General features: G+C 71.8%; 17 protein-coding genes and 1 pseudogene. 8 read left to right on the top strand and 10 right to left on the bottom strand.

What is annotated here, in order from left to right; genetic code table 11:
- A pseudogene (locus ASF20_RS25045) lies at positions 1–361 on the top strand (methyl-accepting chemotaxis protein); the annotation flags it as partial.
- A gap of 49 nt (positions 362–410) precedes the next feature.
- Here the strand turns inward: ASF20_RS25045 and ASF20_RS16985 are convergent.
- From ASF20_RS16985 to ASF20_RS16995, 3 genes are all read right to left on the bottom strand, one after another.
- Positions 411–1,070, bottom strand: a complete 660-nt coding sequence (locus tag ASF20_RS16985) for a haloacid dehalogenase type II (protein ID WP_056276061.1) — start codon at positions 1,068–1,070, stop codon at positions 411–413.
- 78 nt (positions 1,071–1,148) lie between these two features.
- The gene (gene murJ / locus ASF20_RS16990) at positions 1,149–2,690 is read right to left on the bottom strand and encodes a murein biosynthesis integral membrane protein MurJ (protein WP_056276063.1); all 1,542 of its coding nucleotides are present in this window, start codon (positions 2,688–2,690) and stop codon (positions 1,149–1,151) included.
- Between the two features lie 436 nt (positions 2,691–3,126).
- Positions 3,127–3,726, bottom strand: a complete 600-nt coding sequence (locus ASF20_RS16995) for a superoxide dismutase (protein ID WP_055946939.1) — start codon at positions 3,724–3,726, stop codon at positions 3,127–3,129.
- Between the two features lie 279 nt (positions 3,727–4,005).
- Between ASF20_RS16995 and ASF20_RS17000 the strand changes: the two genes are divergently transcribed.
- On the top strand, positions 4,006–4,950 hold the full coding sequence (locus ASF20_RS17000; protein ID WP_056276066.1) for a hypothetical protein: 945 nt from the start codon (positions 4,006–4,008) through the stop codon (positions 4,948–4,950).
- A gap of 27 nt (positions 4,951–4,977) precedes the next feature.
- Here the strand turns inward: ASF20_RS17000 and ASF20_RS17005 are convergent, their stop codons facing one another.
- The 4 genes from ASF20_RS17005 to ASF20_RS17020 all read right to left on the bottom strand — a co-directional run bounded on the left by ASF20_RS17005 (position 4,978) and on the right by ASF20_RS17020 (position 9,473).
- A complete protein-coding gene (locus ASF20_RS17005; protein ID WP_056276068.1) occupies positions 4,978–6,753 on the bottom strand; it encodes an HWE histidine kinase domain-containing protein in 1,776 nt (591 codons plus the stop codon).
- 223 nt (positions 6,754–6,976) lie between these two features.
- Positions 6,977–7,723 (bottom strand): tRNA (guanine(46)-N(7))-methyltransferase TrmB, encoded by a 747-nt coding sequence (locus ASF20_RS17010; protein ID WP_082501408.1) that lies wholly within the window; start codon positions 7,721–7,723, stop codon positions 6,977–6,979.
- Positions 7,724–7,727: 4 nt separating this feature from the next.
- The gene (gene metK, locus ASF20_RS17015) at positions 7,728–8,906 is read right to left on the bottom strand and encodes a methionine adenosyltransferase (protein WP_056276071.1); all 1,179 of its coding nucleotides are present in this window, start codon (positions 8,904–8,906) and stop codon (positions 7,728–7,730) included.
- A gap of 141 nt (positions 8,907–9,047) precedes the next feature.
- The gene (locus ASF20_RS17020; RefSeq protein ID WP_056276073.1) at positions 9,048–9,473 is read right to left on the bottom strand and encodes a helix-turn-helix transcriptional regulator; all 426 of its coding nucleotides are present in this window, start codon (positions 9,471–9,473) and stop codon (positions 9,048–9,050) included.
- A gap of 1,515 nt (positions 9,474–10,988) precedes the next feature.
- Between ASF20_RS17020 and ASF20_RS17030 the strand changes: the two genes are divergently transcribed.
- From ASF20_RS17030 to ASF20_RS17055, 6 genes are all read left to right on the top strand, one after another.
- The gene (locus ASF20_RS17030) at positions 10,989–11,816 is read left to right on the top strand and encodes a DNA-binding protein (protein WP_082501409.1); all 828 of its coding nucleotides are present in this window, start codon (positions 10,989–10,991) and stop codon (positions 11,814–11,816) included.
- Positions 11,817–11,845: 29 nt separating this feature from the next.
- Positions 11,846–13,324: a M48 family metalloprotease gene (locus ASF20_RS17035; protein WP_056276638.1), complete on the top strand. Its 1,479-nt coding sequence runs from the start codon at positions 11,846–11,848 to the stop codon at positions 13,322–13,324.
- A 511-nt stretch (positions 13,325–13,835) separates the two neighbouring features.
- Positions 13,836–15,107 carry an ATP-binding protein gene (locus ASF20_RS17040; RefSeq protein WP_056211721.1) on the top strand — a complete coding sequence of 424 codons (1,272 nt, stop codon included), beginning with the start codon at positions 13,836–13,838 and terminating at the stop codon, positions 15,105–15,107.
- A gap of 15 nt (positions 15,108–15,122) precedes the next feature.
- Positions 15,123–15,500: a response regulator gene (locus ASF20_RS17045; protein ID WP_056211718.1), complete on the top strand. Its 378-nt coding sequence runs from the start codon at positions 15,123–15,125 to the stop codon at positions 15,498–15,500.
- A 137-nt stretch (positions 15,501–15,637) separates the two neighbouring features.
- The gene (locus ASF20_RS17050) at positions 15,638–16,300 is read left to right on the top strand and encodes a DJ-1/PfpI family protein (protein ID WP_056276641.1); all 663 of its coding nucleotides are present in this window, start codon (positions 15,638–15,640) and stop codon (positions 16,298–16,300) included.
- Positions 16,301–16,466: 166 nt separating this feature from the next.
- Positions 16,467–17,939 carry an amino acid permease gene (locus ASF20_RS17055; RefSeq protein WP_056211717.1) on the top strand — a complete coding sequence of 491 codons (1,473 nt, stop codon included), beginning with the start codon at positions 16,467–16,469 and terminating at the stop codon, positions 17,937–17,939.
- 44 nt (positions 17,940–17,983) lie between these two features.
- Here the strand turns inward: ASF20_RS17055 and ASF20_RS17060 are convergent, their stop codons facing one another.
- From ASF20_RS17060 to ASF20_RS17070, 3 genes are all read right to left on the bottom strand, one after another.
- Positions 17,984–18,883 carry an MBL fold metallo-hydrolase gene (locus ASF20_RS17060; protein WP_056276078.1) on the bottom strand — a complete coding sequence of 300 codons (900 nt, stop codon included), beginning with the start codon at positions 18,881–18,883 and terminating at the stop codon, positions 17,984–17,986.
- A gap of 231 nt (positions 18,884–19,114) precedes the next feature.
- On the bottom strand, positions 19,115–20,257 hold the full coding sequence (locus tag ASF20_RS17065; RefSeq protein WP_082501439.1) for a murein L,D-transpeptidase family protein: 1,143 nt from the start codon (positions 20,255–20,257) through the stop codon (positions 19,115–19,117).
- Positions 20,258–20,485: 228 nt separating this feature from the next.
- Positions 20,486–23,032 (bottom strand): ABC transporter transmembrane domain-containing protein, encoded by a 2,547-nt coding sequence (locus ASF20_RS17070; protein WP_056276080.1) that lies wholly within the window; start codon positions 23,030–23,032, stop codon positions 20,486–20,488.
- Between the last annotated feature and the right edge of the window lie 43 nt (positions 23,033–23,075).

A 23,075-nucleotide genomic window follows, 5' to 3' on the forward strand; every position in this document is an offset into this window, starting at 1 on the left:
GGCGCGGGCCACGGACGAGATCACCGGCCAGATCGCCCGCATCCAGGGCTCGACGGGCCAGGCGGTGGAGGCGATCGGCGCCATCACGGGGCGCATCCGCGAGATCAGCGACGTCGCGGCCTCGATCGCGGCCGCGGTGGAGGAGCAGGGCGCGGCGACCCAGGAGATCGTGCGCAACGTGGCCCAGGCCTCCATCGGCACCGGCGAGGTCACGCAGAACGTCTCGGGCGTCGCGGGCGCCGCCGAGGATACCGGCGCGGCCGCCGCCCAGGTGCTGGCCTCGGCCTCGGCGCTGTCGCGCCAGTCGGAGCATCTCGGCGGCCAGGTCTCGCAGTTCCTGGCCACCATCCGGGCGGCCTGACAGCCGCAATCCGGGCGGCCTGACAGCCGCATCCCGGGCGGCCCCGCCCTCAGAGCAGGGCGTCGAGGCTCTCGATCACCCGCTCGGGGGGCTGATCGGCATATTCGTCCGGCAGCCCCCTGCGGTTGACCCAGACGGGGCGGAAGCCGAAGGCGGCCGCCCCGGCCACGTCCCAGCGGTTCGAGGAGCCGAACAGCACGGCCTCGGGCCCGACCCCGAAGCGGTCCGTGGCGATGCGATAGGCGGCCGGGGCGGTCTTGAAGGTTCGCGCGGACTCCACCGAGAGCACCGCGTCGAGGTGGTCCGCCAGCCCCGCCGAGGCCACCGCCCGCTCCAGCATCGCCGCGTCGCCGTTGGAGAGGATCGCGGTCCGCCATCCCGCCGCGCGCAGGGCGCGGAGCGTGCCCGGCACCTCCGGATAGGCGTCGAGGTCGCGATAGGCGTCGAGGAGCCGGGGCCGTAGCGCCCGGTCCACCTCCGGGTATCGGGCGAGGGCGTAGTCCAGGGCCTGCTCGGTCAGGCCCCAGAACGGGGCGTGGCACCCCATCAGGCCGCGCACCCAGGAATATTCGAGCTGCTTGGCGCGCCAGGTCTCGGACAGGGCGGCCGCGTCCGGCCCGATCGCGTCCGCGTGGCGCGACACCGCCGCGTGGACGTCGAACAGGGTGCCGTAGGCGTCGAAGACGGCGATGCGGGGGGATTCGGTCATGCGGGCTCCTCTGTCGCATCCGGTCGAGCGCCGCGCCGGCGCGGCGGTTCCCTCGCCTGCGAGCGAGCGGAGGCGGGATCAGGCGCGCCGCAGGCGAAGCCCGAACAGGCGCAGCGTCCCCAACAATAGCACGGCGTAGACCAGCGTTCCGGCGATCCCGAGCAGGCCCAGCACCGCCATCTCGCGCAGGCGCGGCAGGGCCGGCACCAGGGCATCGGCCAGGGGCAGGCCGTAATGGGCGGTGGCCGCGAGGGCGATGCAGGCCACCACCACCCCGACGCCGGTGACCCCGAGGGTGCGGCCCGGGGCCATCCAGCCGCGGCGCCAGGCGAGGGCCACGAGGAGGCCGAGGTTGACCCACTGGCCGATGGCCGTGGCCATCGCGAGGCCGGTCACGCCGTAGGGACCGGTGAGCACCACCTTCAGGGCGACGTTGACGGCGATGGCGGTCAGCGAGGCGATGAGCGGGGTCATCGTGTCCTGCCGGGCGTAGAAGCTCGGGAGCGCGCTGCGCAGGAGCACCACGGCCGGCAGGGCGAGCCCGTAGGCGGCGAGCACCGAGGCCGCGCGGGCGGCATCCTCCGCCCCGAAGGCGCCGCGCTGGAACAGGGCCGTCATGATCAGGACCGGCAGGGTGAGGAACGCCACCGTGAAGGGCGCCGAGAGGGCGAGGGAAAAGCCCGCGGCGCGGTTCTGCGCCGCATGCGCGCCGGCGACGTCGCCGCCGGCGATGCGCCGGCTCATCTCCGGCAGGAGCACCGTGCCGGCCGCGATGGCGATGACCCCGAAGGGCAGCTGGTAGAGCCGGTCGGCGTAGTACAGGGCCGAGACCGCACCGGTCGGCAGGAAGCTCGCCAGGATCGTGTCGGCGAAGGAGGCGATCTGGAACCCGGCCGAGCCGATCACCGCCGGCCCCAGCACCTTGAAGAAGCGCCGCATGGCCGGGTCGCGCAGGGTCGGTGTCGTCAGGGTCGGGGCGATGCCCGCCCGCCGGCAATCCCACCACACCAGGGCGAATTGCAGCACGCCCGACACCGTCACGCCCCAGGCGGCAGCGTAGGCGGCGTTGGGGAAGAGCGGCGCCGAGGCCAGGGCGGCCAGCATCGACAGGTTCAGGAGGACCGGCGCACCGGCCGCCACGGCGAAGCGCCGATGGGCGTTGAGGAGGCCGGAGAACAGGGTCACCAGCGTCATGAACAGGAGGTAGGGGAAGGTGATCCGGGTCAGCGAGACGGCGAGCGCGAACCGCTCCGGGTCCTCCGAGAAACCGGGCGCCAGGGCCCGCACGACCCAGGGCATCGCCGGCATGGCGAGGGCCAGGAAGCAAATCTGCACCAGCAGCATCAGGGTGAAGATGCGGTCGGCGAAGCGCCGGGCCGCGCCCGTCTCCGGGTCGGCCTTCTCGGTCTCCGACAGGCTGGCGTAGCTCGGCACGAAGGCGGTGTTGAAGGCGCCCTCGCCGAAGATCGCCCGGAAGTGGTTCGGCAGGCGGAACGCCACCACGAAGGCGTCGGCCACCGGCCCGGCTCCCAGGATCGCGGCCATCACCACGTCGCGGGCGAACCCGGTGACGCGCGAAACCAGCGTCCAGCCGCCGACGGAGAGGATGCTGCGGATCATGGGGGACTGCCGGGACGCGGGGCGGGGAGAGTCGGGCGAGCCCTAGACCATGCCGGCGCGCCCGGCGCAAACGCGGAACCGTTCAACGGTCACGCGCCTTGCGCCGCGCACGGACGGACGGCCCGCGGTCGGTGTTCGCCCGACCGGGCCGGTCCGCCCCGGCGCAGCAGGCCCTCTCGCCTTGGACCAGACACTCGCCCAGGACACCTCGCCGTCATTCCGGGTCGTCGGAGACGAGCCCGGACTCCAGAGCCGCCGCCCGTGCGAAATCTCGCACCACCTGCGTTTCCAGATCCCGGCTTCCGCGACGCGGCTCCGGGATGACGGCGGGCCGCCGGAGAATTCCGGTCAGCCGGTCTCCGTCAGCGACGGCCCTGTCCTTCGCGAGACGGCGCCTGTCCCCAGCCTCGCGGCGAGGCCGTAGGATCGTGGGGCCTTACGCGGTGGCCTCACCGTACATCTTTTCCACGTGCTCCCAGTTCACCAGGTTCTCGATGAACGCCTTGAGGTAGTCGGGGCGGCGATTGCGGTAGTCGATGTAGTAGGAGTGCTCCCAGACGTCGACGCCGAGGATCGGCTTGGCGCCGTGCACGAGCGGGTTCTCGCCGTTCGGGGTCTTCATGATGGCGAGCTTGCCGTCCTTGACCGCGAGCCAGGCCCAGCCGGAGCCGAACTGACCGACGCCGGCCTGGATGAAGTCGGCCTTGAACTTCTCGAAGCCGCCGAGATCCTCGTCGATCTTCTTGGCGAGCGCACCCGGGGCGGCGCCGCCGCCGTTGGGCTTCATCCACTGCCAGAAATGGATGTGGTTGTAGTGCTGGCCGGCATTGTTGAAGAGCGGCTGGTTGTTGCCGTAGGCCGAGGTCAGGACCTCCTCGACGCTCTTGCCTTCCAGGCCCGTGCCCTCGAGCAGCTTGTTGCCCGTGTCGACATAGGCCTTGTGGTGCTTGTCGTGGTGAAACTCGAGGGTTTCCTTCGACATGTAGGGGCCGAGCGCGTCGTAGGCGTAGGGCAGTTCGGGCAAGGTGAAGGTCATGGGCAACTCTCCGTCTCGTGAGACATCGGACACGATCAGGCGCGCGATCCGCGCGCGATCCTCGCACCAACGCGCCGTTACGTAAGTCGATGCCCGGATGAAGTCGATGCCCGGGTGGCGTCAGCGCCCGGGCGGCGACGATGCCCGGACGGCGGCGATCCGCGGGGGCCTGCCCGGGGCGTAGCTGCGCCCGACGTGCGATTGTGCGTTTTGCAAATGCCCCCCAGGCCTTTAGTGTGCGCGCCGCACCTGAAGGTGCAGGCGTTTGTCGAGACATCCATGAATATCGCGCTGTTCGCGCTGGCCGCCGTCATGATCGTCGGCGGAATCGTATCCGTCATCCAGGGTTTCCCCTTCGTCCGGCTGGAGAGCGGTCTCGCCATGACCATCGCGGGCGCCACCACGGCGTCGGCCGGGGCCGTGGTGCTGGGACTGGCGGTCGTGGCGGGCCGCCTGCGCGGCCTGGAGCGCGCCTTCCGCGAGGCGCGTCCGGCGACCCCGTCCTTCCCCCCGGCCGAGACCGGGCTCGCCCCCGGCGGCGCAGCAGACCCGAGCGCCGCCCAGCGGGCCCGGCCGAGCCTCGCCGCCACTGCCGCGAGCCTGGGAGCGGGTCTGGGCGCCGGCGCGGGCTTGGGAGGCGCCGCCTCCACTCGCCCCGGCCTGGAACCGACCTTCTTCGACCCCGCGCCGCCATCCCCGGAGCCCTCGGCCGCCGAACCTCTGCTGCCGAACCTGCTGCCGGCGGACGCCCCCCACGATCGTCCGGAGCCGCACATCCCGGAGCCGCGCATCGCCGACGCCACACCGGATCCCGAGACCCGGGCGACGGAGAACGACCTGTTCGACGGCCCCGCTCCCGCGCCGGCACCCGAGCCGGCGCCTGAGAGCGCCCCTCGCTTCAAGGAGGCCGAGGCGGAGCCCCGTCGCGCGCCCGACCCCGTTCCCCCGCATCCGTCCGCCGTCGAGACGGCCGAGTTCGTGGGCGTTCCCGAGGACAAGCCCGAACCGTCCCCGGAGGCGCCGGCCGCCGAGTCCACGCCCCCCGTCGCGGAGGAACCGCAGGTCGTCGGCACCTATGCCTCGGGAGGGAACACCTACGTGATGTATTCCACCGGCGTGATCGAGGCGGACACGCCGCGGGGCCGCTTCACCTTCGGCTCCCTCGACGAACTCAAGGCCTTCGTCGAGGCGGGCGGGGAGACCGACAGCCGCGGCGCGGCCTGATCGCAGCCCTCCTTCGCGGGAGCGCCCTCAGGCCAGCGGATTCAGCGCCGCGTTGCGGACCGGCAGGGGCGCCCGCATCGTCAGGGTGAACCCCTCCGGCGGGTAGTTCATGGAGACCTCGGCCCGCACCTGAGCCGTCAGCACCCGCTGGAGCAGGCGCGAGCCGAAGCCCTGCCGCTTCGGCGGTGCGACCGGTGGGCCGCCGCTCTCGACCCAGGTGAAGTGCAGGGTCCCGGCCGGACCGCCGGGCTCGAGCGCCCAGGTGATCGCCACCCGGCCGTCCCGGGTGGACAGGGCCCCGTACTTGGCGGCGTTCGTGGTCAGTTCGTGGATCGCCATGCCGATCGGCACCGCGACCTCGGACGCCATGTCGACGGGGGGGCCGGAGAGCTGGATGCGGGCGTCCCGCTCCTCCGCACCGTTCAGGGATCCTTCCGCATAGGGCTTCAACTCGTTGGCGAGCAGGGTGCGCAGGGACGCCGTCTGCCAGGTGTCCTCGGTGAGGACCGAGTGGGTGTGGGCCAGCGACATGATCCGGCCGACGAAGGCCTCGTAGAAGCTCTCGATGCTGGAGGCGGTGCGGGCGGTCGATCCGACGATGGCCTGGACCGTGGCCAGGGTGTTCTTCACCCGGTGGTGCAGCTCGCGGATCAGGAGCGTCTGGCGCTCCTCGGCGAGCCGGCGCTCGGTCACATCGGCCACGACCCCGATCAGGCGGCGCGGCAGGCGGTTGGGCGCGTCGCGCTCGAAGCGCCCGGCGAAGTCGAGGGTGCGCCACGCCCCGTCGCTGAGGCGGCGGATGCGAGCCGAGACCGCCAGGGTGGTGTCCTCGCGCAGGGCCTGCGTGATCGCGGCGCGGAAGGCCGGGCGGTCGTCGGGATGCAGCACGGTCTCGAGGAATTCGCGCTTGCCCAGGGCGCCGTCGGCGGCGCTGCGCCCGAAGATCGCGAACATGCGCTCGTTCTCCCAGATCGCCTGGTCGTCGAGCATGTGCCATTCGAAGATCCCGAGGGCCGCCAGGGAGGTGGCGATGCGCAGGCGCTGCTCGCCGTCCCGCAGGGCGTTGCGGGCCTCCACGTGGGTGGTCACGTCCTCGACCACGCCGACGAGGGTCGCGGGTCGATCGGCGCCCTCCCCCGCCGGGATGGCCTGCCCCCGGACCCCGACATCGATCGCGGTGCCGTCCGGCGCCCGGCGCAGGCGGCATTCGAAGGTGAAGGGCGCGCCGTTCCGCAAGGATGCGCGGACCTGGGCCCGGATGCGCGCGACCTCGCCGCCGTCCATCGCGGCCTGGAGGCGGGTCCAGGTGACCGGATCGTCCGGGGCATAACCGAGGAGATGCGCGGCCCGGCGCGACAGGACGACCCGGCCGTCGGCGAAGTCGTAGCGCCACTCGCCCAGGCCCGCTGCCGTCAGGGCGGCGCGGTTCTCCTCGGCCCGCACGACCTCGTCGGGATCGACGGCCTCGACCACGAGGATCTGCAGGTCGTCGCGCTGCTTCGAGGGGCGGATACGCATGTCCAGGCCGGTGCCGTCCGCCCGGAGCCAGCGCCGGATGCAGACGCGCTGGGCCACGGCGCCGAGGACCGAGAGGGCCCGCCCATTGAGGGCGCCCGGCTCATAGCCGAGGAGATCGCAGAGATGGGGGTTGGCGTCGCGGATGAGGCCGGCCCCGTCGACCACCAGGATGCCGATCGGCGCCTGCGCGAAGGCCGTCCCGTGCAGACCCGATCCTGGGCCGGCATCCGGGGCGGGCGCCGACGCCAAGTCCGTCCCGACGCCCGCGATGGAAGACTTGTCCATGGAAGACTTGTCCGAAGCGTCGTGCACGCCACATCCTCGCTCGGCGCGTCCGACCTCGTGTCACGAACGCGCGACCGCACTCCACCGGACGGCTCGCGGTGATCGCGGCCCATCAGACAACCGAAGTCCAAGCGGAACAAGGCCGGGCTGAGATGGGGATGCGCGTTTCTCGAACAACCCCATCAAAAGGATGTCGGCAAACCGGGTTACGCCGCCACCGCGCTCAGGCCGGTCCGACCCGGCGGAATTCGAGGTAGCTCGGCGGCCGGCCGGCGGCGAGGGCCTTGGCCTCGTAGCGGGTGCCCGGCCAATCCGACCAGGGCTGCGTCCAGTCCCGGGCCGCCTCGGCGGTCCAGGCGAGGTCCGGACAGCGCGCGGCGCGAACGAGGGTCCAGCCGGCGTAATCGTCGATGTCGCTGGCGAAGCGGAACACGCCGCCGGGCCGGAGCACGCGGGCGATCTCCGCCAGGGCGCCATCGGAGACGAAGCGGCGCTTGCGCTGCCGGCGCTTGGGCCAGGGATCGGGATAGAGCAGGTAGACCCGGGCCAGGCTGGCATCGGGCAGGGCCGCGAGCAGGGCCGTGGCGTCCTCGTCCCAGATCCGGACGTTGCGGAGGGCCGCCTCGTCCACCGCGCGCAGGAGCTTGACGACGCCGTTGACGAAGGGCTCCGCGCCGATGATGCCGGTGCGGGGGTGGGCGGCCGCCTGGGCGGCGAGATGCTCGCCGCCGCCGAAGCCGATCTCGAGCCAGACTTCGTCCACCGGGACGGGAAACAGGCCCGGAGGATCGAGGGGCTCGCCGGCGGGCGGCAGGGTCAGCCGGAGGGTCGGCAGCAGCTCGGACAGGCGCTGCTCCTGGCCGGCCCGCAGGCGCTTGCCCTTGCGGCGGCCGTAGAAGGCGCGGTCGGCGCCCTCCGGTGATTCGTGCCCGCCCGGGTGGGGCGGGAGCTGGTCCCGCCCCAGGGTCATGGGGTCAGGCCAGGGCCGACTTGAGGCTGTCGGCCAGATCGACGCGCTCCCACGAGAAGCCGCCATCGGCCTCCGGGGCGCGGCCGAAATGGCCGTAGGCGGAGGTGCGGGCGTAGATCGGCTTGTTGAGGCCGAGCTTCGTCCGGATGCCGCGGGGCGACAGGTCGAAGGCGTTCATCAGCACGTCCTCGAGCCGGGCCTCGTCGACCTGGCCGGTCCCGTGGAGGTCGACGTAGATCGAGAGCGGCTTGGCGACGCCGATGGCGTAGGCGAGCTGGATCGTCGCGCGGGTGGCGAGGCCGGCGGCCACCACGTTCTTGGCTAGGTAGCGCGCCGCGTAGGCGGCCGAGCGGTCGACCTTCGTCGGATCCTTGCCCGAGAAGGCGCCGCCGCCGTGGGGCGCCGCGCCGCCGTAGGTGTCGACGATGATCTTGCGGCCGGTGAGGCCGGCATCGCCGTCGGGACCGCCGATCACGAACTTGCCGGTCGGGTTCACGTGCCAGACGGTCTCCTCGGAGACCCAGTTCTGCGGCAGGGCGGCCAGGATGTAGGGCTCGACGATGGCGCGCACGTCGGCCGAGTCGAGGGACTCGTCCAGGTGCTGGGTCGAGAGCACGATCTGCGTGACGCCGACGGGGCGGCCGTTCTCGTAGCGGACGGTGACCTGGCTCTTGGCGTCGGGGCCGAGCTTGGCGGCGTCGCCTTGGCGGGCCTTGCGGGCGTCGGCGAGGTCCTTGAGGATCTTGTGGGCGTAGTAGATCGGCGCCGGCATCAGCTCGGGCGTCTCGTCGGAGGCGTAGCCGAACATGATGCCCTGGTCGCCCGCGCCCTCGTCCTTATTACCGGACGAGTCCACGCCCTGCGCGATGTCCGCCGACTGGGCGTGCAGGTGGATGGCGATGTCGTTGTTCTTCCAGTGGAAGCCCGACTGCTCGTAGCCGATGTCCTTGACCGCCGCGCGGGTCAGCTCGGCGAGATGGTCGAAGGTCACGGAATCGGGACCGCGCACCTCGCCCGCGATGACGATGCGGTTGGTGGTGGCCAGGGTCTCGACGCCGAGGCGGGCCTCCGGCATCGCCGCGAGGTAGGCGTCCACGACGGTGTCGGAGATCCGGTCGCAGACCTTGTCGGGGTGGCCTTCCGAGACGGATTCGCTCGTGAACAGGTAGTTTGAACGCGGCATTGGGGTCCCCATGCTGTGAGCGCCCAAGCTGTCGCGGCGCCGTTCCCGATTGATCAGGCGCGCGTGTCTGGCAGGACGGCCCCGCAGGGTCAAGCCGGAAGACCGGATAAATCCGCCAAAGCGAACGAATCGGACGATAGATCAGTCGTCGAGCTGGCGCCCGATCGCCTGGAGGATCGCGGCGAACCGGCGGCGCTCCGGCTCGGGGAAATGTGCGCTCACGTGCTGCACCACGACGTTCGTCAGGCCCAGCCAGGGATTGTCGGCGGCGTAGACCTCCTGAGGCCCCTCGGCGAACCCCGGTCCTGCGTCGCCGCCGGACGGTCCCGCGCCCTCGTGCTCCAGCCCGTCGAAGAAATAGGCGATCGGCACCCCCGTCAGCCGGCTGAAGGTGTCGAGATGGATGGCGCTGATGCGGTTCGTGCCCTTCTCGTACTTCTGCAACTGGGCGGCCGACATCCCAAAGCTCTGGGCGACGCGCTTCTGGGTTAGGGACGCCCTCTTGCGCTGCTCGGCGATTCGCTGCCCCACGTGAACGTCCCGTGCGTCCGTCTTCTGCCCAGCCATCTTGCCCGTCCCACGCTCTGCTGCGAGCCCTTGCAGCGCCAGGGCCTGACCACGTCCGGCCCCTTCGCCCTCAGCGAAGGCTTCGCCGCGGAGACGACCTGCCTTCCGTTCGCCCGGCGGGACGGTATGGCCCCCTCCCGCAGGCGTCAAACCGAACGGGGCCCTGGGGATCACGCGACCGGGCGATCATGTGGACAAGCCGTCCACCCCACATTTCCCGCATCGCGACCGGGCCCGGGCGGCCGGCGTGGTCGAGCCCTGGGGCAGACGGCATCCGGGTGCCGGACGGCGAGATCGCGCCCGCCCATCAACAACCGTCAGATCAAGAAGCGGTCATGCCCAATTTCACGCCTCGAACGGTCAGAGACCTTGACCAATCCTGAAAGAATATGGGGCAAGCCTATATTTCTCGCATCTGAAGGATTTATCGGGCTCCTCGTGATGCAAAACGTATCAGGCAGACCTATACTCTTGTCCCACGGCGCTGCGAAGGCAGCGCATGAAGGGACCTCACGCGTCATGACTATGGGACATCATCAGCAGACGGCCACGATTCTGCCTTTTCGCAATCCACGGGCCTCGGCGGCACAGGGATTACCCGCGATCGGCAAGACGGACGGCGAGGCGAAGGGGCAGCGCCCGCCCCAAGCGGCCTACCACGACAGCGGATATCATCAGGCGGCCATCGAGGAAGCCTCGCGGACGCGCAAGCCCTAGGACGGGCCTTCCGGACCAAGCCTCCATTCGGACACCGGCCCGCCAGCGCGCGCCGATTCGATCCGCATCTGCGGGCGCCGAGCCCAGGCACGCGGGCGTGTACGGGTCGCCCCCTGCCCTTGCGGGGGCATGCCCGGCGCAACGGCCCAAGCCTCCAAGCCCGAGCCTACAAAATTCTGAAGCAAGATCGATGCAATCGCGCGCCGGACACGGCGCGTACGTGGTGGCGTCCCCGGCAGGTCTCGAACCTGCGACCCCAGGTTTCATCCCACTTCGGCTTCCGCCGCCGCGCGCCCGGAGGCGCCCGTTCGTGGTCTGGACTATCCCTTCACCGTAGGCTTCGTCGCCGAACCCCTTAGGTGCCGCCCGTCTAGTCTCTACACCGTCCCGAAGCCCGCGGATGCGGGTGCCGGGCTTGGCTCGGGATTGGCTGCGTGCGCCGGAAGCACACGGTGAGCGTTCCCCGAATTTGAGCGGATCCGCCGCGCGGTTTCCCCTCGCGACGCCCAATTAAGATCTAGGAAACCTGTGCTCTGTCCAGCTGAGCTACGGAGACTCACCGGGGGTGTTCCTAGCATCATCGTCCGGACCCGCCAACCGGGGACGCACGTCTCTGCCGGCCGGTCCGCGAGGCCCAGCCCCGCCGGCCTCCCCTCCCCTTGGGCGGTCGTCTCGCCTGTGGCCATCTTGCCGCAATGCGGCATGAACCGCCCGGCGCGCCGACCCCCTTCCTTGTCTCCACCCCGTACGGGGCGACAATGGCGGGGGATTCGCACCATCGCCCGGGAGTCGGTTTTCGTGACGATCGTACAGCGACGATCGCCCCGCCTGCGGGGAGGACGGCGTCTCGGCCTGGCCGTGGGTGCCGCTCTCGCACTGCCGAACCCGGCCGGCGCGGGCGCGCCCGAGTGCCGTGAGGCGCCGGCGCGGGCGGAGCGTCTCGCCGGCCTCGGCGTGCGGGGCGAGCTGATCCTCGCGTCCGGCCAACGGGCCGTGCTGGACGGCGTGCGCTGGCCGGACAGGCCGGACCTGGCGTCGGAGGCCGGCGCCTGGCTGCTCGCCCGGAACGGACACTCCCTGACGCTGGTCGCCCGGGGCGAGAGCGATCGATGGGGCCGGTCCCACGTCGACGCGACGGTGGCCGAGACCGACGCCGAGGCGGCGACGCCCGATCTCGCGGCCGGGCTGGTGGCCCTCGGCCTCGTCGCGGTCGATGCGGGCGAGCGGGACACCCTGTGCCGGCCGGCTCTCCTGGCGGTCGAGGCCGGGGCGCGACGGCGCGGCCGCGGCCTCTGGGGCCAAGCCGGTCCGGACGTCCGGGACGGCCCGGCCCTGCGCGCCAGACTGGGTCACTTCGTCGTGATGCAGGGCGCGGTGCGGTGGGTCGGCGAGCGCCCGCGCCGCACCTATCTCGACTTCGCAGGCCGGGGCGAGGATGGGCTGACCGTGACCGTGTCGAAACGCACTTGGCGCGTCTTGCAGGAACGTGGTTTGAGTGCGGCCTCCCTGCGCGGGCGAGAGGTCCGGGTCCGGGGGGTGGTCGAGGCGTGGCGCGGCCCGACCCTCGACATCGCGAGTGCCGACATGATCGAAGTTCTGGACGGGGAGCAGGCGCAGCGGCGCTGAACGGCATGGGTTCGATCCTTCGCCTCACGATGGCCGCTCCTTCGCCGGCGGGCCGGCTCCGGCCCGGCCGGCAGGCCGCCGCCTGGCCGCTCCTAGGGCTGCTGCTCTCGGGCTGCATCGGCGACCAGACCGGTGCCGTCGTGCAGAAGGCGGCGCTGGCCGTGCCCCGCGAGGCGCCGCGCACGACGGGGCGCGAGCGCACTGCCTCGGACGCCGACCACGCCAAGCTCGTGGCCTCCTTCGGCGGCGAGTACCGGTCCCCGGCGACGTTGCGTCTCGTCAGCGACGTGACCGACCGCCTCGTCAAGGCGACCGAGCGGCCGGAGGAGACCTACGCGGTCACCCTGCTCGACTCGCCCGTCATCAACGCCTTCGCGCTGCCGAGCGGCCGGCTCTACGTCACCCGGGGCCTGCTGGCACTGGCGAGCGACACCTCCGAGGTGGCCGCCGTCCTCGCCCACGAGATCGCCCACGTCACCTTGCGCCACGCCACGGCGCGCACCGAGCTGGCGCTGCGCTCGCAGCTGGTCAGCAAGGTCGTGGCCGACGTACTCAACGATCCCGTGACGGGCGCCCAGCTCCAGAGCCAGTCGAAATTCGCCCTCGCCCGGTTCTCGCGCGATCAGGAACTCGAGGCCGACAGCGTCGGGGTGCGCACCCTGGCGCGCGCCGGCTACGATCCGTTCGGCGCCGGCCGGTTCCTCACGGCCCTGAGCCGGACCACGGCCCTGAAGACCGGCACCGGCATGGCCAGCGAACCCGATATGCTGGCGACCCATCCGGGCACCACCGAGCGCATCACCCTGGTGACCCGCGCCGCCCGCCTCATCGGTGCCCCCGGCCTCGGGGTCGACGAGCGCGCCCGCTACCTCGCGGCCATCGACGGCATCGCCTACGGCGACAATCCGGGCGACGGCGTCGTGCGCGGGCGCAAGTTCCTCCATCCCGCCCTCGGCATCGCCTTCGAGGTGCCGGAAGGCTTCTCCATCGAGAACACCCGCAACGCGGTCCTGGGCACCACCGGAGAGGGCAGTCGGCGCCTGCTCTTCGATCAGGTCGAGAGCAATCCGGGCCAGGGCCTCGACGAGGTGCTGAAGGCGACCTGGAACGATGTCGTCGAGCCGGGCTCACTGGAGAACCGGATGGTCGCCGGCTACCCGGCGGCCACGGCCCTGTCCCGCGGCAAGGATTGGACCTTCCGCCTCGCCGTGATCCGGGTCGGCGAGACCACCTTCCGAATGATCATGGCGGCCAAGGGCAGCACCGATCCGGACGGCGCCTTCCGGCGCTGGACCGAGAGCCTGTCCGCGATCGATCCGGCCGAGGCCCGGACCCTGCGGCCCCTGCGCCTCGTGGTGGTGACGGCCGGCGCCGGCGAGACCGTCGAGACCCTGGCGCAGCGCATGGTGGTCCCGGATAAACCGGTGGAGCGCTTCCTCGTGCTGAACGGCCTGGAGCGCGGCGCCCCCCTCCGGGCGGGCCAGACCTACAAGGTCGTGGTGGAATAGACGCGCCCGGCGAGAAGCGCTCGGCAAGACGCGATCAACAAGTCGGGAGCGGCGAGTCGGGAGCGGACTTCGGCGCCGGTCGGTGCCCGGCCGTGTGGGACAGGCTTCCCCGCTCCGGTTTCGCGCACCGTCGAGGCCTCGGCGATCGCGGCGGATCGATCGGCTGCGAGTTCCCTTCCGTGCCACTCTCGGGAATCTCGCCCCGCCGCGGACCACCGGCTCCTCCGCCTCGACCGATGCGCCGAGCGGCTGACACCGCACATGGTTCACCCTCCATACGGGGGAGCGTACGCGCGCCGAGACCGCGGGCCAAAACCGCGCGGCGGCGCCGTCCCCGTGCAGAGCCATAATAAATCAGCGTACGCCCCAGTCGTGACCCTTAATAGCTCATAGTCAACACGCGCTTTTGTCTGGGACGTCAGGCGTTGTTCAGGCTATAATCGGACGCAGATCATGCCCGCTGCGCCTGCCCGGTCGGAAGCGGATGAACCCGGAGCCTCCGAGACCTGACATGCTCGCGATCCTGAGCGGCTTCCTCGACCGCACCAGCCTGGCACCACACGGGATCTGCCTGCTGTGGCGGCCGGAGCTGATCTGGACGCATGTCGTCTCGGACGCGATCATCGCCTTCGCCTACTTCACCATCCCGGTGGCCCTCGGGGTCTTCGTGACCCGGCGGCGCGACATCGCCTTCGGATGGATGTTCTGGGCCTTCGCCCTTTTCATCCTCGCCTGCGGCACCACCCATCTCTTCGGAATCTGGACCCTGTGGGTGCCGGACTACGCGGCCGAGGCCGTGATCAAGGCGATCACCGCCGCCGCCTCGATCGTGACGGCGATCCTGCTCTGGGTCCTGCTGCCGCGGGCCCTCGCCCTGCCCTCGCCCGACCAGTTGCGCAGGGCGAATGCCGAGCTGCTGGCGCGGATCGGCGAGCGCGACGCGGCGCTGGCCGCCCTGCACGAGGCCCATGCCGAGCGCGACCGGGCCGAGGAGATGCTGCGCCAGAGCCAGAAGATGGAGGCCATCGGCGCCCTCACGGGGGGCGTCGCCCACGATTTCAACAACCTGCTCGGCGTCGTCATCAGCAACCTCGACCGGATCGAGCGCTTCCTGCCTCCGGAGAGCGGGGCGCGCCGCTCCCTGAACGGCGCGCTCACGGGGGCCGAGCGCGCCGCGGCCCTGGTGCAGAAGATGCTCGCCTTCGCCCGGCGCCAGCCCCTCCAGCCGGTGCGGGTCGACCCGAACCGGCTGATCCGCGACCTGTCGGAACTCCTGCGCGGGGCCCTCGACGCGGTGGAGCGCCCGGAAATGACCCTCACGCCGCAGGTCTGGCCCGTCTGCGTCGACGCCAACCAATTGGAGAACGCCCTGCTGAACCTCGCGGTGAATGCCCGCGACGCGACCGAAAAGGGCGGACGCACGGTCATCCGCACGCGCAACGTTCCCGCCGCGGAAGCCGAGCAGATCCCCGCCCTGCGCCCCGTCGATCACGTGGCCATCGCGGTCGCGGATAGCGGCCAGGGCATGAGCCCGGAGGTTCTCGCCCGTGCCTTCGAGCCGTTCTTCACCACCAAGGCGGTGGGCGAGGGCACCGGCCTCGGCCTGAGCCAGGTCTTCGGCTTTGCCAAGCAATCCGATGGGCACGTCGTGATTGAAAGTGCACCGGGCCGTGGCACGACGGTATGGATCTACTTGCCTCGCGATCCAACCGAGCTATCGTCCCCTCATCCGAGTGGAGAGGCGTCCCGGCTCGGCCGCACACCACGCCTGGGCTACGCCTGACGGAACGCCACGACAATGAGCGGCTCGGCCAAACCACGCATCCTCATGGTGGAGGACGAGTCTCTGCTGCTGGAAGTCATCACGGCCGATCTCGAGGATGCCGGCTTCGCCGTCTTCCAGGCGGCGACCGCCGAGATCGCCCTGAACATCCTGAAGGCGGAAGCGTCCGTCGACATCCTGTTCACCGATATCCGGCTGCCCGGCCTGATGGACGGATGGCAGCTCGCCGAGGCCGCGCGGACCCTGCGTCCCGACCTGCCGGTCATCTACGCCACGGGGTTCTCGCAGACGCCGCCCCGCCTCATCGCGGGCAGCGTGTTCTTCACCAAGCCCTACCGCGCGGCGACGCTGATCAAGGCCATCGAATCCTTCGCGGTCGGGCCGAACGCGTGATCCAGCCCCCCGGCCCCACCCGCCGCGCCGTCGCGGTCGCGGGGCTCGCGGGCGCCGCAGCGCTGACCGCCGTCAAATCCTCCGCGGCCGGGGCGCCCGAGGCGGGGCCCGCGCGGACACGCGCGCTGCGCATCGCGATGCTGCTCTATCCGGGCATGACCGCCCTCGATCTCGTCGGGCCGCAGGCCCTCCTCGCCGGCATCGCCGGAGGCGGGCTGCACCTCGTGGCACGCGCGGCCGGCCCTGTCTCATCGGATACCGGCCTGACCCTCCTGGCCGGGGACAGCTTCGAGACCTGCCCGCGCGACCTCGACGTGCTGTTCGTGCCGGGGGGCGACGGCACGCCCGCGCAGATGCGCGATGCCGACACCCTGGCCTTTCTACGCGACCGGGCGGCGCGCGCCGGCTGGATCACCAGCGTCTGCACCGGCTCGCTGATCCTCGGGGCGGCCGGCCTCCTGCAGGGCTATCGCGCCACCTCGCACTGGTGCGTCCGCGACCGGGTGCTGCCGCGCCTCGGCGCCATTCCGGTGGATGAGCGCGTGGTCTTCGACCGCAACCGCGTCACGGCGGCGGGCGTCTCGGCGGGTCTGGACTTCGCCCTGGCGCTCTGCGCGCGGCTCGCCGGGCCGGAGGCGGCCCGCACGAGCCAGCTCGTGGCCGAATACGCCCCGGCGCCCCCCTTCGCGGCCGGAACGCCGGAAACGGCCGGCCCCGCCATCACCGCGCGGGCGCGGGCGATCCTCGGCCCGCTCATCGACGGTGCGGACGCGGCGACCGCGGCGATCACGCGCCCGTGACGGGAGCGCGGCCCGAAACCTGCCGGGGCCGCCAATCGCCGTTTGCCACTGTGTTGGGCAAACGCCAAGATCGCTCCTCACGAAGACCACACCCTTGCCATCCTCTTCCGGGCCCGCCCGCAATGCCGGGCGGGTCATCCGCTCCCAACCAGGATAGGACCACCCTATGGCGGCAGGCCTCGCGGGCGACCTCACGCGCACGAAATCGCTGGAACGGCTGAACAGCGACGCGGAGGGCGGCGAGCACAAGCTCGCCCGCACCCTCGGCCCCTGGAGCCTGATCGCCCTCGGCATCGGTGCGGTGATCGGCGCCGGCCTGTTCTCCCTGACCGGCATCGCGGCGGCCGAGCATGCGGGCCCCGCGGTGGTGATCTCCTTCGCCATCGCCTCGATCGCCTGCGCCTTCGCGGGCATGTGCTACAGCGAACTCGCCGGCATGATCCCGGTGGCGGGCTCGGCCTATACCTACGCCTACGCCACCATGGGCGAGTTCGTGGCCTGGATCATCGGCTGGGACCTCGTGCTCGAATACGCAGTCGGCGCGGCCACGGTCTCGGTGAGCTGGTCGAGCTACGTCACGCGCTTCCTGCGCGACACCCTCGGGATCAACCTGCCCCCGAGCCTCGTCCACTCCCCCTTCGAGACCTACGCCCTCGCCGATGGCACCACGGCCCACGGCCTCGTCAACCTGCCGGCGATCTTCATCATCGTGGCGGCCTCCGCCCTGCTGATGATCGGCATCCGGGAATCGGCCCGGGTCAACGCCGTGGTGGTGTTGATCAAGCTCGCCGTGGTGGCGGTCGTGATCGGGGTCGGGCTGTTCTACATCAAGGCGCAGAACTACGTGCCGTTCATCCCCGAGAACACCGGCACCTTCGGCGAGTACGGCTGGAGCGGCATCATGCGGGGCGCCGGCGTGGTGTTCTTCGCCTATGTGGGCTTCGACGCGGTCTCGACGGCCGCGCAGGAGGCCAAGAATCCCCAGCGCAACATGATGATCGGCATCCTGGGGTCGCTCGCCATCTGCACGGTGATCTACATCGCCTTCGCGGGGGTGCTCACCGGCCTCGTGCACTACGACCAGATGAAGGGCGACGCCGCCCCGGTGAACACCGCCATCGGCCAGACGCCGTTCCTGTGGCTGCGCAGCCTCGTGACGCTCGGCGTGATCGCGGGCTTCTCCACCGTCATCCTGGTGCTGCTGCTGGGCCAGAGCCGGGTGTTCTACTCCATGAGCCAGGACCGGCTGCTGCCGGGCTTCTTCTCCAAGATCCACCCGGCCTGGAAGACGCCCTACCGCTCGAACCTGTTCTTCATGGTGTTCACCAGCGCGCTGGGCGGCTTCCTGCCGATCTCCCAGCTCGGCCACATGACGAGCATCGGCACGCTGCTGGCCTTCATCCTGGTCTGCATCGGCGTCATCATCCTGCGCCGGACCCAGCCGGATGCGCGCCGCGACTACCGCACGCCCCTGGTCCCCCTGGTGCCGATCCTGGGCATCCTCAGCTGCTTTGCCATGATGGTCTCGCTCGACGGGGAGACCTGGCTGCGCCTGCTGGTCTGGCTCGCCATCGGCCTCGTCATCTACTTCGCCTGGAGCCGGCGCCACAGCCGCGTCGGGCGCGAGGAAGCGGCCTGATCGACCGGCAGGTCCCGCCCCGTTCGGGCGAGGGCCCCTGCGCCTCAGGCGGTGCGCGCCAGGGCCAGGGTAGGCGCGCTGCACACCGGCTCGCCCACGGCCACGGTCTGGCGCTCGCGGGCGATGAAGGCGGTGGGCATCGCCGCCTGCATGTCGGCCTCGACGCTGCGCAGCATCGCGTCGGTGTGGCAGGGATGCAGGTGGATGATGGCGAGGGCCTTCACTCCGGCGGCCTGCGCCAGTTCCACGCCCTTCTGCCAGGTCGAGTGGCCCCAGCCCCGGCAGACCGGATACTCGCCCTCGGTGAACATGCCGTCATAGACCACGAGGTCGGCGTCCCGCACGAAGTCCTTCAGGGCCGCGTCCGGCCACGGATCGCTGTGCTCGATGTCGCTGATCACGCAGAGCCGCCGGCCCGCATGCTCGAAGCGGTAGCCCACCGAGCCCTGCGGATGGTTGAGCAGGATCGTGTCGACGGTGGCGCCGTCGGGGAAGGTCAGCCGCTCGCCGGCCTTGAAGCCGTGATGGGCGAGCCGGCAGGGAATGATGTCGAGGGTGACGGGAAACAGCGGCGGCGCGAACAGCCGGTCGAGGGCCGCGGCGGCGCTCTCCCCGTCGAGATTGCCGCAATAGGTGTTGAGGGTCCGCTCCGGGTCCAGCACCACGGGTTTGAAGAACGGCAGACCGGCGGTGTGGTCGAGGTGCAGGTGGCTGAAGAGGAGGTCGATCTCCTTGGGCATCGCATCGCGGTGATGGCGGCCGCAGGCATTCAGCCCCGAACCCGCATCGAGGAGGAACAGCCGCTCGCCGCACCGGATCTCGAGACAGGGCGTGCTGCCACCGAACTCGATGTAATCCGGGCCGCTGACGGGCGTCGAACCGCGTACACCCCAGAAGGTCAGGGTGAGGCCGTCATCCGCGAAGGGACGGGAGGAGAAGGTCATCGTTCGATTACCATATGCCCCGATCCCAATCTGGATCGGGTGCCCTTCGTCGCACCGGCGCGATCCAATCCTCGCGGGTCGGCGATAGGCGGGTGCCGGGATCGAAGTGGAACTGCTCTGAGGTAGTAAGCCGCCCCTCCCCCCGATGTGCGAGCCCGCACATGGCTGGGCGGCGAGGCATCTGGCCCGGAACTTCGCCGGCGAACTGTGTCGACCCGGCCACCGGCCCACTCACCGCTGCGCCAGGACGTCGAGGGTGCCCCGGGCCGGACCGGGCACCGGCAGGATGCCCGACAGGCCGAAGCGAACCAGGCGCGGCCAAGCGACAGGATAAGCCTCCGTCCCGAGGGCGGCCGTCGCCAGGGGCGCGAAGAGCGGCGCCATACGCTCATAAGCCGGGACGAAGCCCGGCATCCGGGTTCGCGAGAGCGGCGAGTCCGGCGCGATCCAGCGCGACCACACCGCCTCGGCCACGGGGACCGGGCGTGGCCGGGCCGCGATGACCACCACCTCCTGGCCCGCATACGCGAGGGCTTCCGGCCGGCTCACGTCGCCGAGGGAGGCCCCCTTGGCGGCGAGCGCCGCCCAGAACGGATGCTGCGCCCCGTCGGAATAGGTGGTGCGCACGGCCGCGCTCCCCTCCTCCACCAAGGTGGCGATGCGCGCCTCCTCGGCCCCGCGATAGACGACGACTTGGGCCTCCTTGGCCGGATCCTTCGCGGGGGCGAAGACGTAGCGACCGCCGACCACGCTGACGGCCGGCTCCTCGCCGAGGGCGTCGAATCGATCGGCGCCCTCCTTGAGCTGGCGCCAGAAATCGATGTTCGGATCGGCCCGGTGCCGGGCCATGTTCGCGGCCGTCATCCGGAACGGGAAGGACTGGAACTGGAAGGCGGATTGACCGCCGGCGAAGGCCTCCCGGGCGATGGCGTAGATCTCGCCCACCACCTGGTCCGTCATGGCAAAGCAGCCCATCGACGAGCAGACCCCGTGCACCATCACGGCCGAACCGGTGGAGCCGTGGGCCCGGTCATAGGCATTGGGGTAGCCGAGGTCGAAGGAGAGGTAGTAGCGCGAATTCGGGTTCATCTGGCGCTGCGGCACCGTGTAGAACCCCTCGGGGGTCTGGCGGTCGCCGCTCTTGCGCTTGGGGCCAAGCTGGCCCGACCAGCGGCAGATCGGGAAGGTCTTCACGTGGACGAAGCGGCCGCTGCCGGCCCGCTTCCAGACCTCGATCTCGGATTCCTTCTTGTAGGCCCGGAACAGCACCGGGGCCGCCGCCGTGGTGCCCCGCGCCTGCATGAGGGCCAGGGTGGCGGCCGGAATCGGCGCGAAGGCCTTGGACGGCTCGGCCGCGGCCGGCGACGCCGCCATCACGGCGCCGAGGGCCAGGATCGGCGTCGCGAGAGCGAGAAGGGCCGACGCCGCACGGCGGAGCGGGCCCCGGGACAGGAAGACCATGCGTGGTCCTGAAGAGCGACCCGTCCGCTGGCGGGCGGACGCCCGTGCACGATGCACGCCTTCCTGCCTATCGCATCCCAATGGGGCGGCAATAGGGGAAGCCCCCGGAAAGCCGGAGAAGTCCCGGGTTCTCACCCGCGATCAGGCAGCCAGCACCGTGTTGCGCTCGATGCGCAGCACCGCGTCGAAGGGCTCGACCCCGGCCAGGGCCTCGGCATCCGGCAGGCAGACGATGAGTCCGCGGCCGGCCCGGGCCGCCCGCAGGGCCGCCAGGCGGGCGCGGATCTCGTCGCCCTTCCGGTCCTCCAGGGCGATGGCGATGACGACGATGTCCGGCCGGCGCACGAGGCAGCGGGCGAGGTCGATGGCGATGCGCTCGCGCGGGCCGATAGCGTTCTCGCCGAGGCTGGCGCCGCCCCCGGCGAGGCCGGGCTCGACCCGGCTCTCGAGGCCGAGACGGTAGACGGCCGGTTCCAGGCCCTCGTCGGCGAGCACCCGGCGCACCAGGGCCCGCACCCGGGCCTCGGCGCCGGCCTCCTCGCCGTTGATGCGGCCGAACAGGATGTTCTCCTCCAGACTCGCGGCGGCGGTGAGCCGGGCCGGATCGTAGAACTCGACCGTTCCCCGCAGGTTGGCGGGCATCAGGCGTGCGAAGGAGCGGCGGGCCTCCACCAGCCGCTCCTCAAAGGCGGCGTCGATGAGGCCGAAGCGGTGCCGCGTCTCGCTGTAGCGCAGGGCGAGGCCGATCAGGCGCTTGCGGTCGCGCTGGCCGGCCGGGCCGCGGCGCCAGCCCTTGGCCTCGGGCTGGCGGCCGACGAGATCCTCGAAGAAGCCCCGCTCGGCGGCCGGGAACAGCGAGAAGGTCTCGAACAGCGGATGATCGTCGGGCAGGTCGGCGAAGATCTCCACGAGGCTGCGGGCGACCTGGAGACCGATCTCCGTGAGAGGGCGACTGAGGCCCTCCGCCTCCAGGACGGCGCGGAGATACGGGTGCGCCGCGATGTGGTCGGAGGCGAAGGCCGGCCCCACCGCCTCGCCGAAGAGGATGTTCTCGCCCACCGTGGCCTGGTGGTTGTAGCGGGCCGGATCGAAGGGCTCCACCAGGCGGCCGGCCTTGTCGGCGGCGAGCGCCTCGCGGACCGCGTGGCGGGCGGCCACCACGGCACGGGCGATCTCCGGCTCGGCCGCCGGATCGACCGTGCCCTCCAGGCCGCGTGCATACGCGAAGGCGTCGAGGCCGGTGATCCGCAGGGTGGCGATGAGGTCGTCGGGATCGGGGGCCCCGGAGGCGCCGTAGAGGATGTTCTGGCGCAGAGACCCTTCGATGAGAATGGCCTCGGCCCCCGCCAGGGCAATGCGCCGGGCCCGCTCCTCCGGCTCGAAGGCGCGCAGGTCGATGCCGCCGTAGGTGACCGCGCCGGCGGAGGGTTCGAGCTGCCCGGCCAGGATCGCGGCGAGCACCCGGCTGCCGCTGCCGCGCTCGCCCAGGATGGCGACGTGGCCGGGCATCGGCAGGGCGGCGTCGACGCCGGCCAGCCGCTCGCCGGTGGCGGGATCGTAGGCCCCGACCCCCTGCGCCACCAGGGCGCCCGCCTCCGGCAGGGCCGTCACCGTGCCGGGGCGGGCCGGGGCACGGCCCTCGAGGGCCGGCACGGCGACGGCGACGTCGCGGAACGGGCCGGCGAGGATGCGATGCAGGCTCGCCATCCGCAGGGTCACGGTGAGGGCGACCACCGCGAGGGCGAAACCACCGGCGGCGGCCAGCAGCGCCCCTGGCTCCACCGGCTCGGTGGTGCCGTCGTGGCCGCGCCACAGCGCCACCGCCACGACAATCGCGGGCAGCAGGATCGCCAGCGCCATGGAGGGCGCGCGGGCATAGGCCAGGGCGGATTCCGAGGCCGCGAGGGCGTCGCGGGTGCTGGCGCCCTTGGCCGCGAGGCGCTCGCGCTCGAAGGCGGCGGCCCCGTGCGCCCGCACCGCCGGCATGCGGCGGATCAGGTCGGCGAGAGCCCGCCCGGCGGCCCCGCCGGCCCGGAGGCGCAGGGCGGCCCGGTCCTGCATCCGCCGCTGGATCAGCGCCCGGGCGAGGCCGGCGGCCAGGAGCCCGGCGGCGACCGTGGCCACGAGGCGCGGCGCGGCGAGGCCGGCGAGGACCAGGGCGAGGACGGTGCCGCCGACCGCCAGCGCCGGGACCAGGATCGCCAGGCCGAACAGCGTGTCGAGGCGGGCGAGGAGGTCTCCCATGGCCTGGGCCAGGGCGCGGGCCTCGTCGCGGGCACCGGGCGGCGCGCGCAGGATCGCCTCGGTGACCCGCCCCTGCAGGGCGGCCACCGTCCGGGTCTGGGCATGGAAGCACAGGCGCGCCACGGCCCAGCCGAGACCGGCCGAGGCGAGGGCCGCCGCCGCGAGCCCCAGGAAGGCCGCGCGCACGAGTTCGCCGTGGGGCAGGATCCAGCCCGCGAAGGCCACGAAGGGTCCCTCGGCGGCGGGACGCCAGGGCAGGGCCGCGGCGATCCGCAGGAACGGTCCCGTGGGATTGGTGTCGTGCACCTGCACGCCGACGAGATCCCGCAGGCACAGGAGTGCGAGCAGCGCGAGGGGTCCGCCGAGACCGAGCGCCAGCCCGACCGCGGCGGCATGCTCCCGCCGCGCGGTCCGCCAGGTGAAGGCGATCGGATCGCGGTCCATCGGCACCCTGTCCACGACGCCCCGGAAAGGGGCCCGGGGAGCG

This window comes from Methylobacterium sp. Leaf88, assembly GCF_001422795.1.
Lineage (GTDB): Bacteria > Pseudomonadota > Alphaproteobacteria > Rhizobiales > Beijerinckiaceae > Methylobacterium.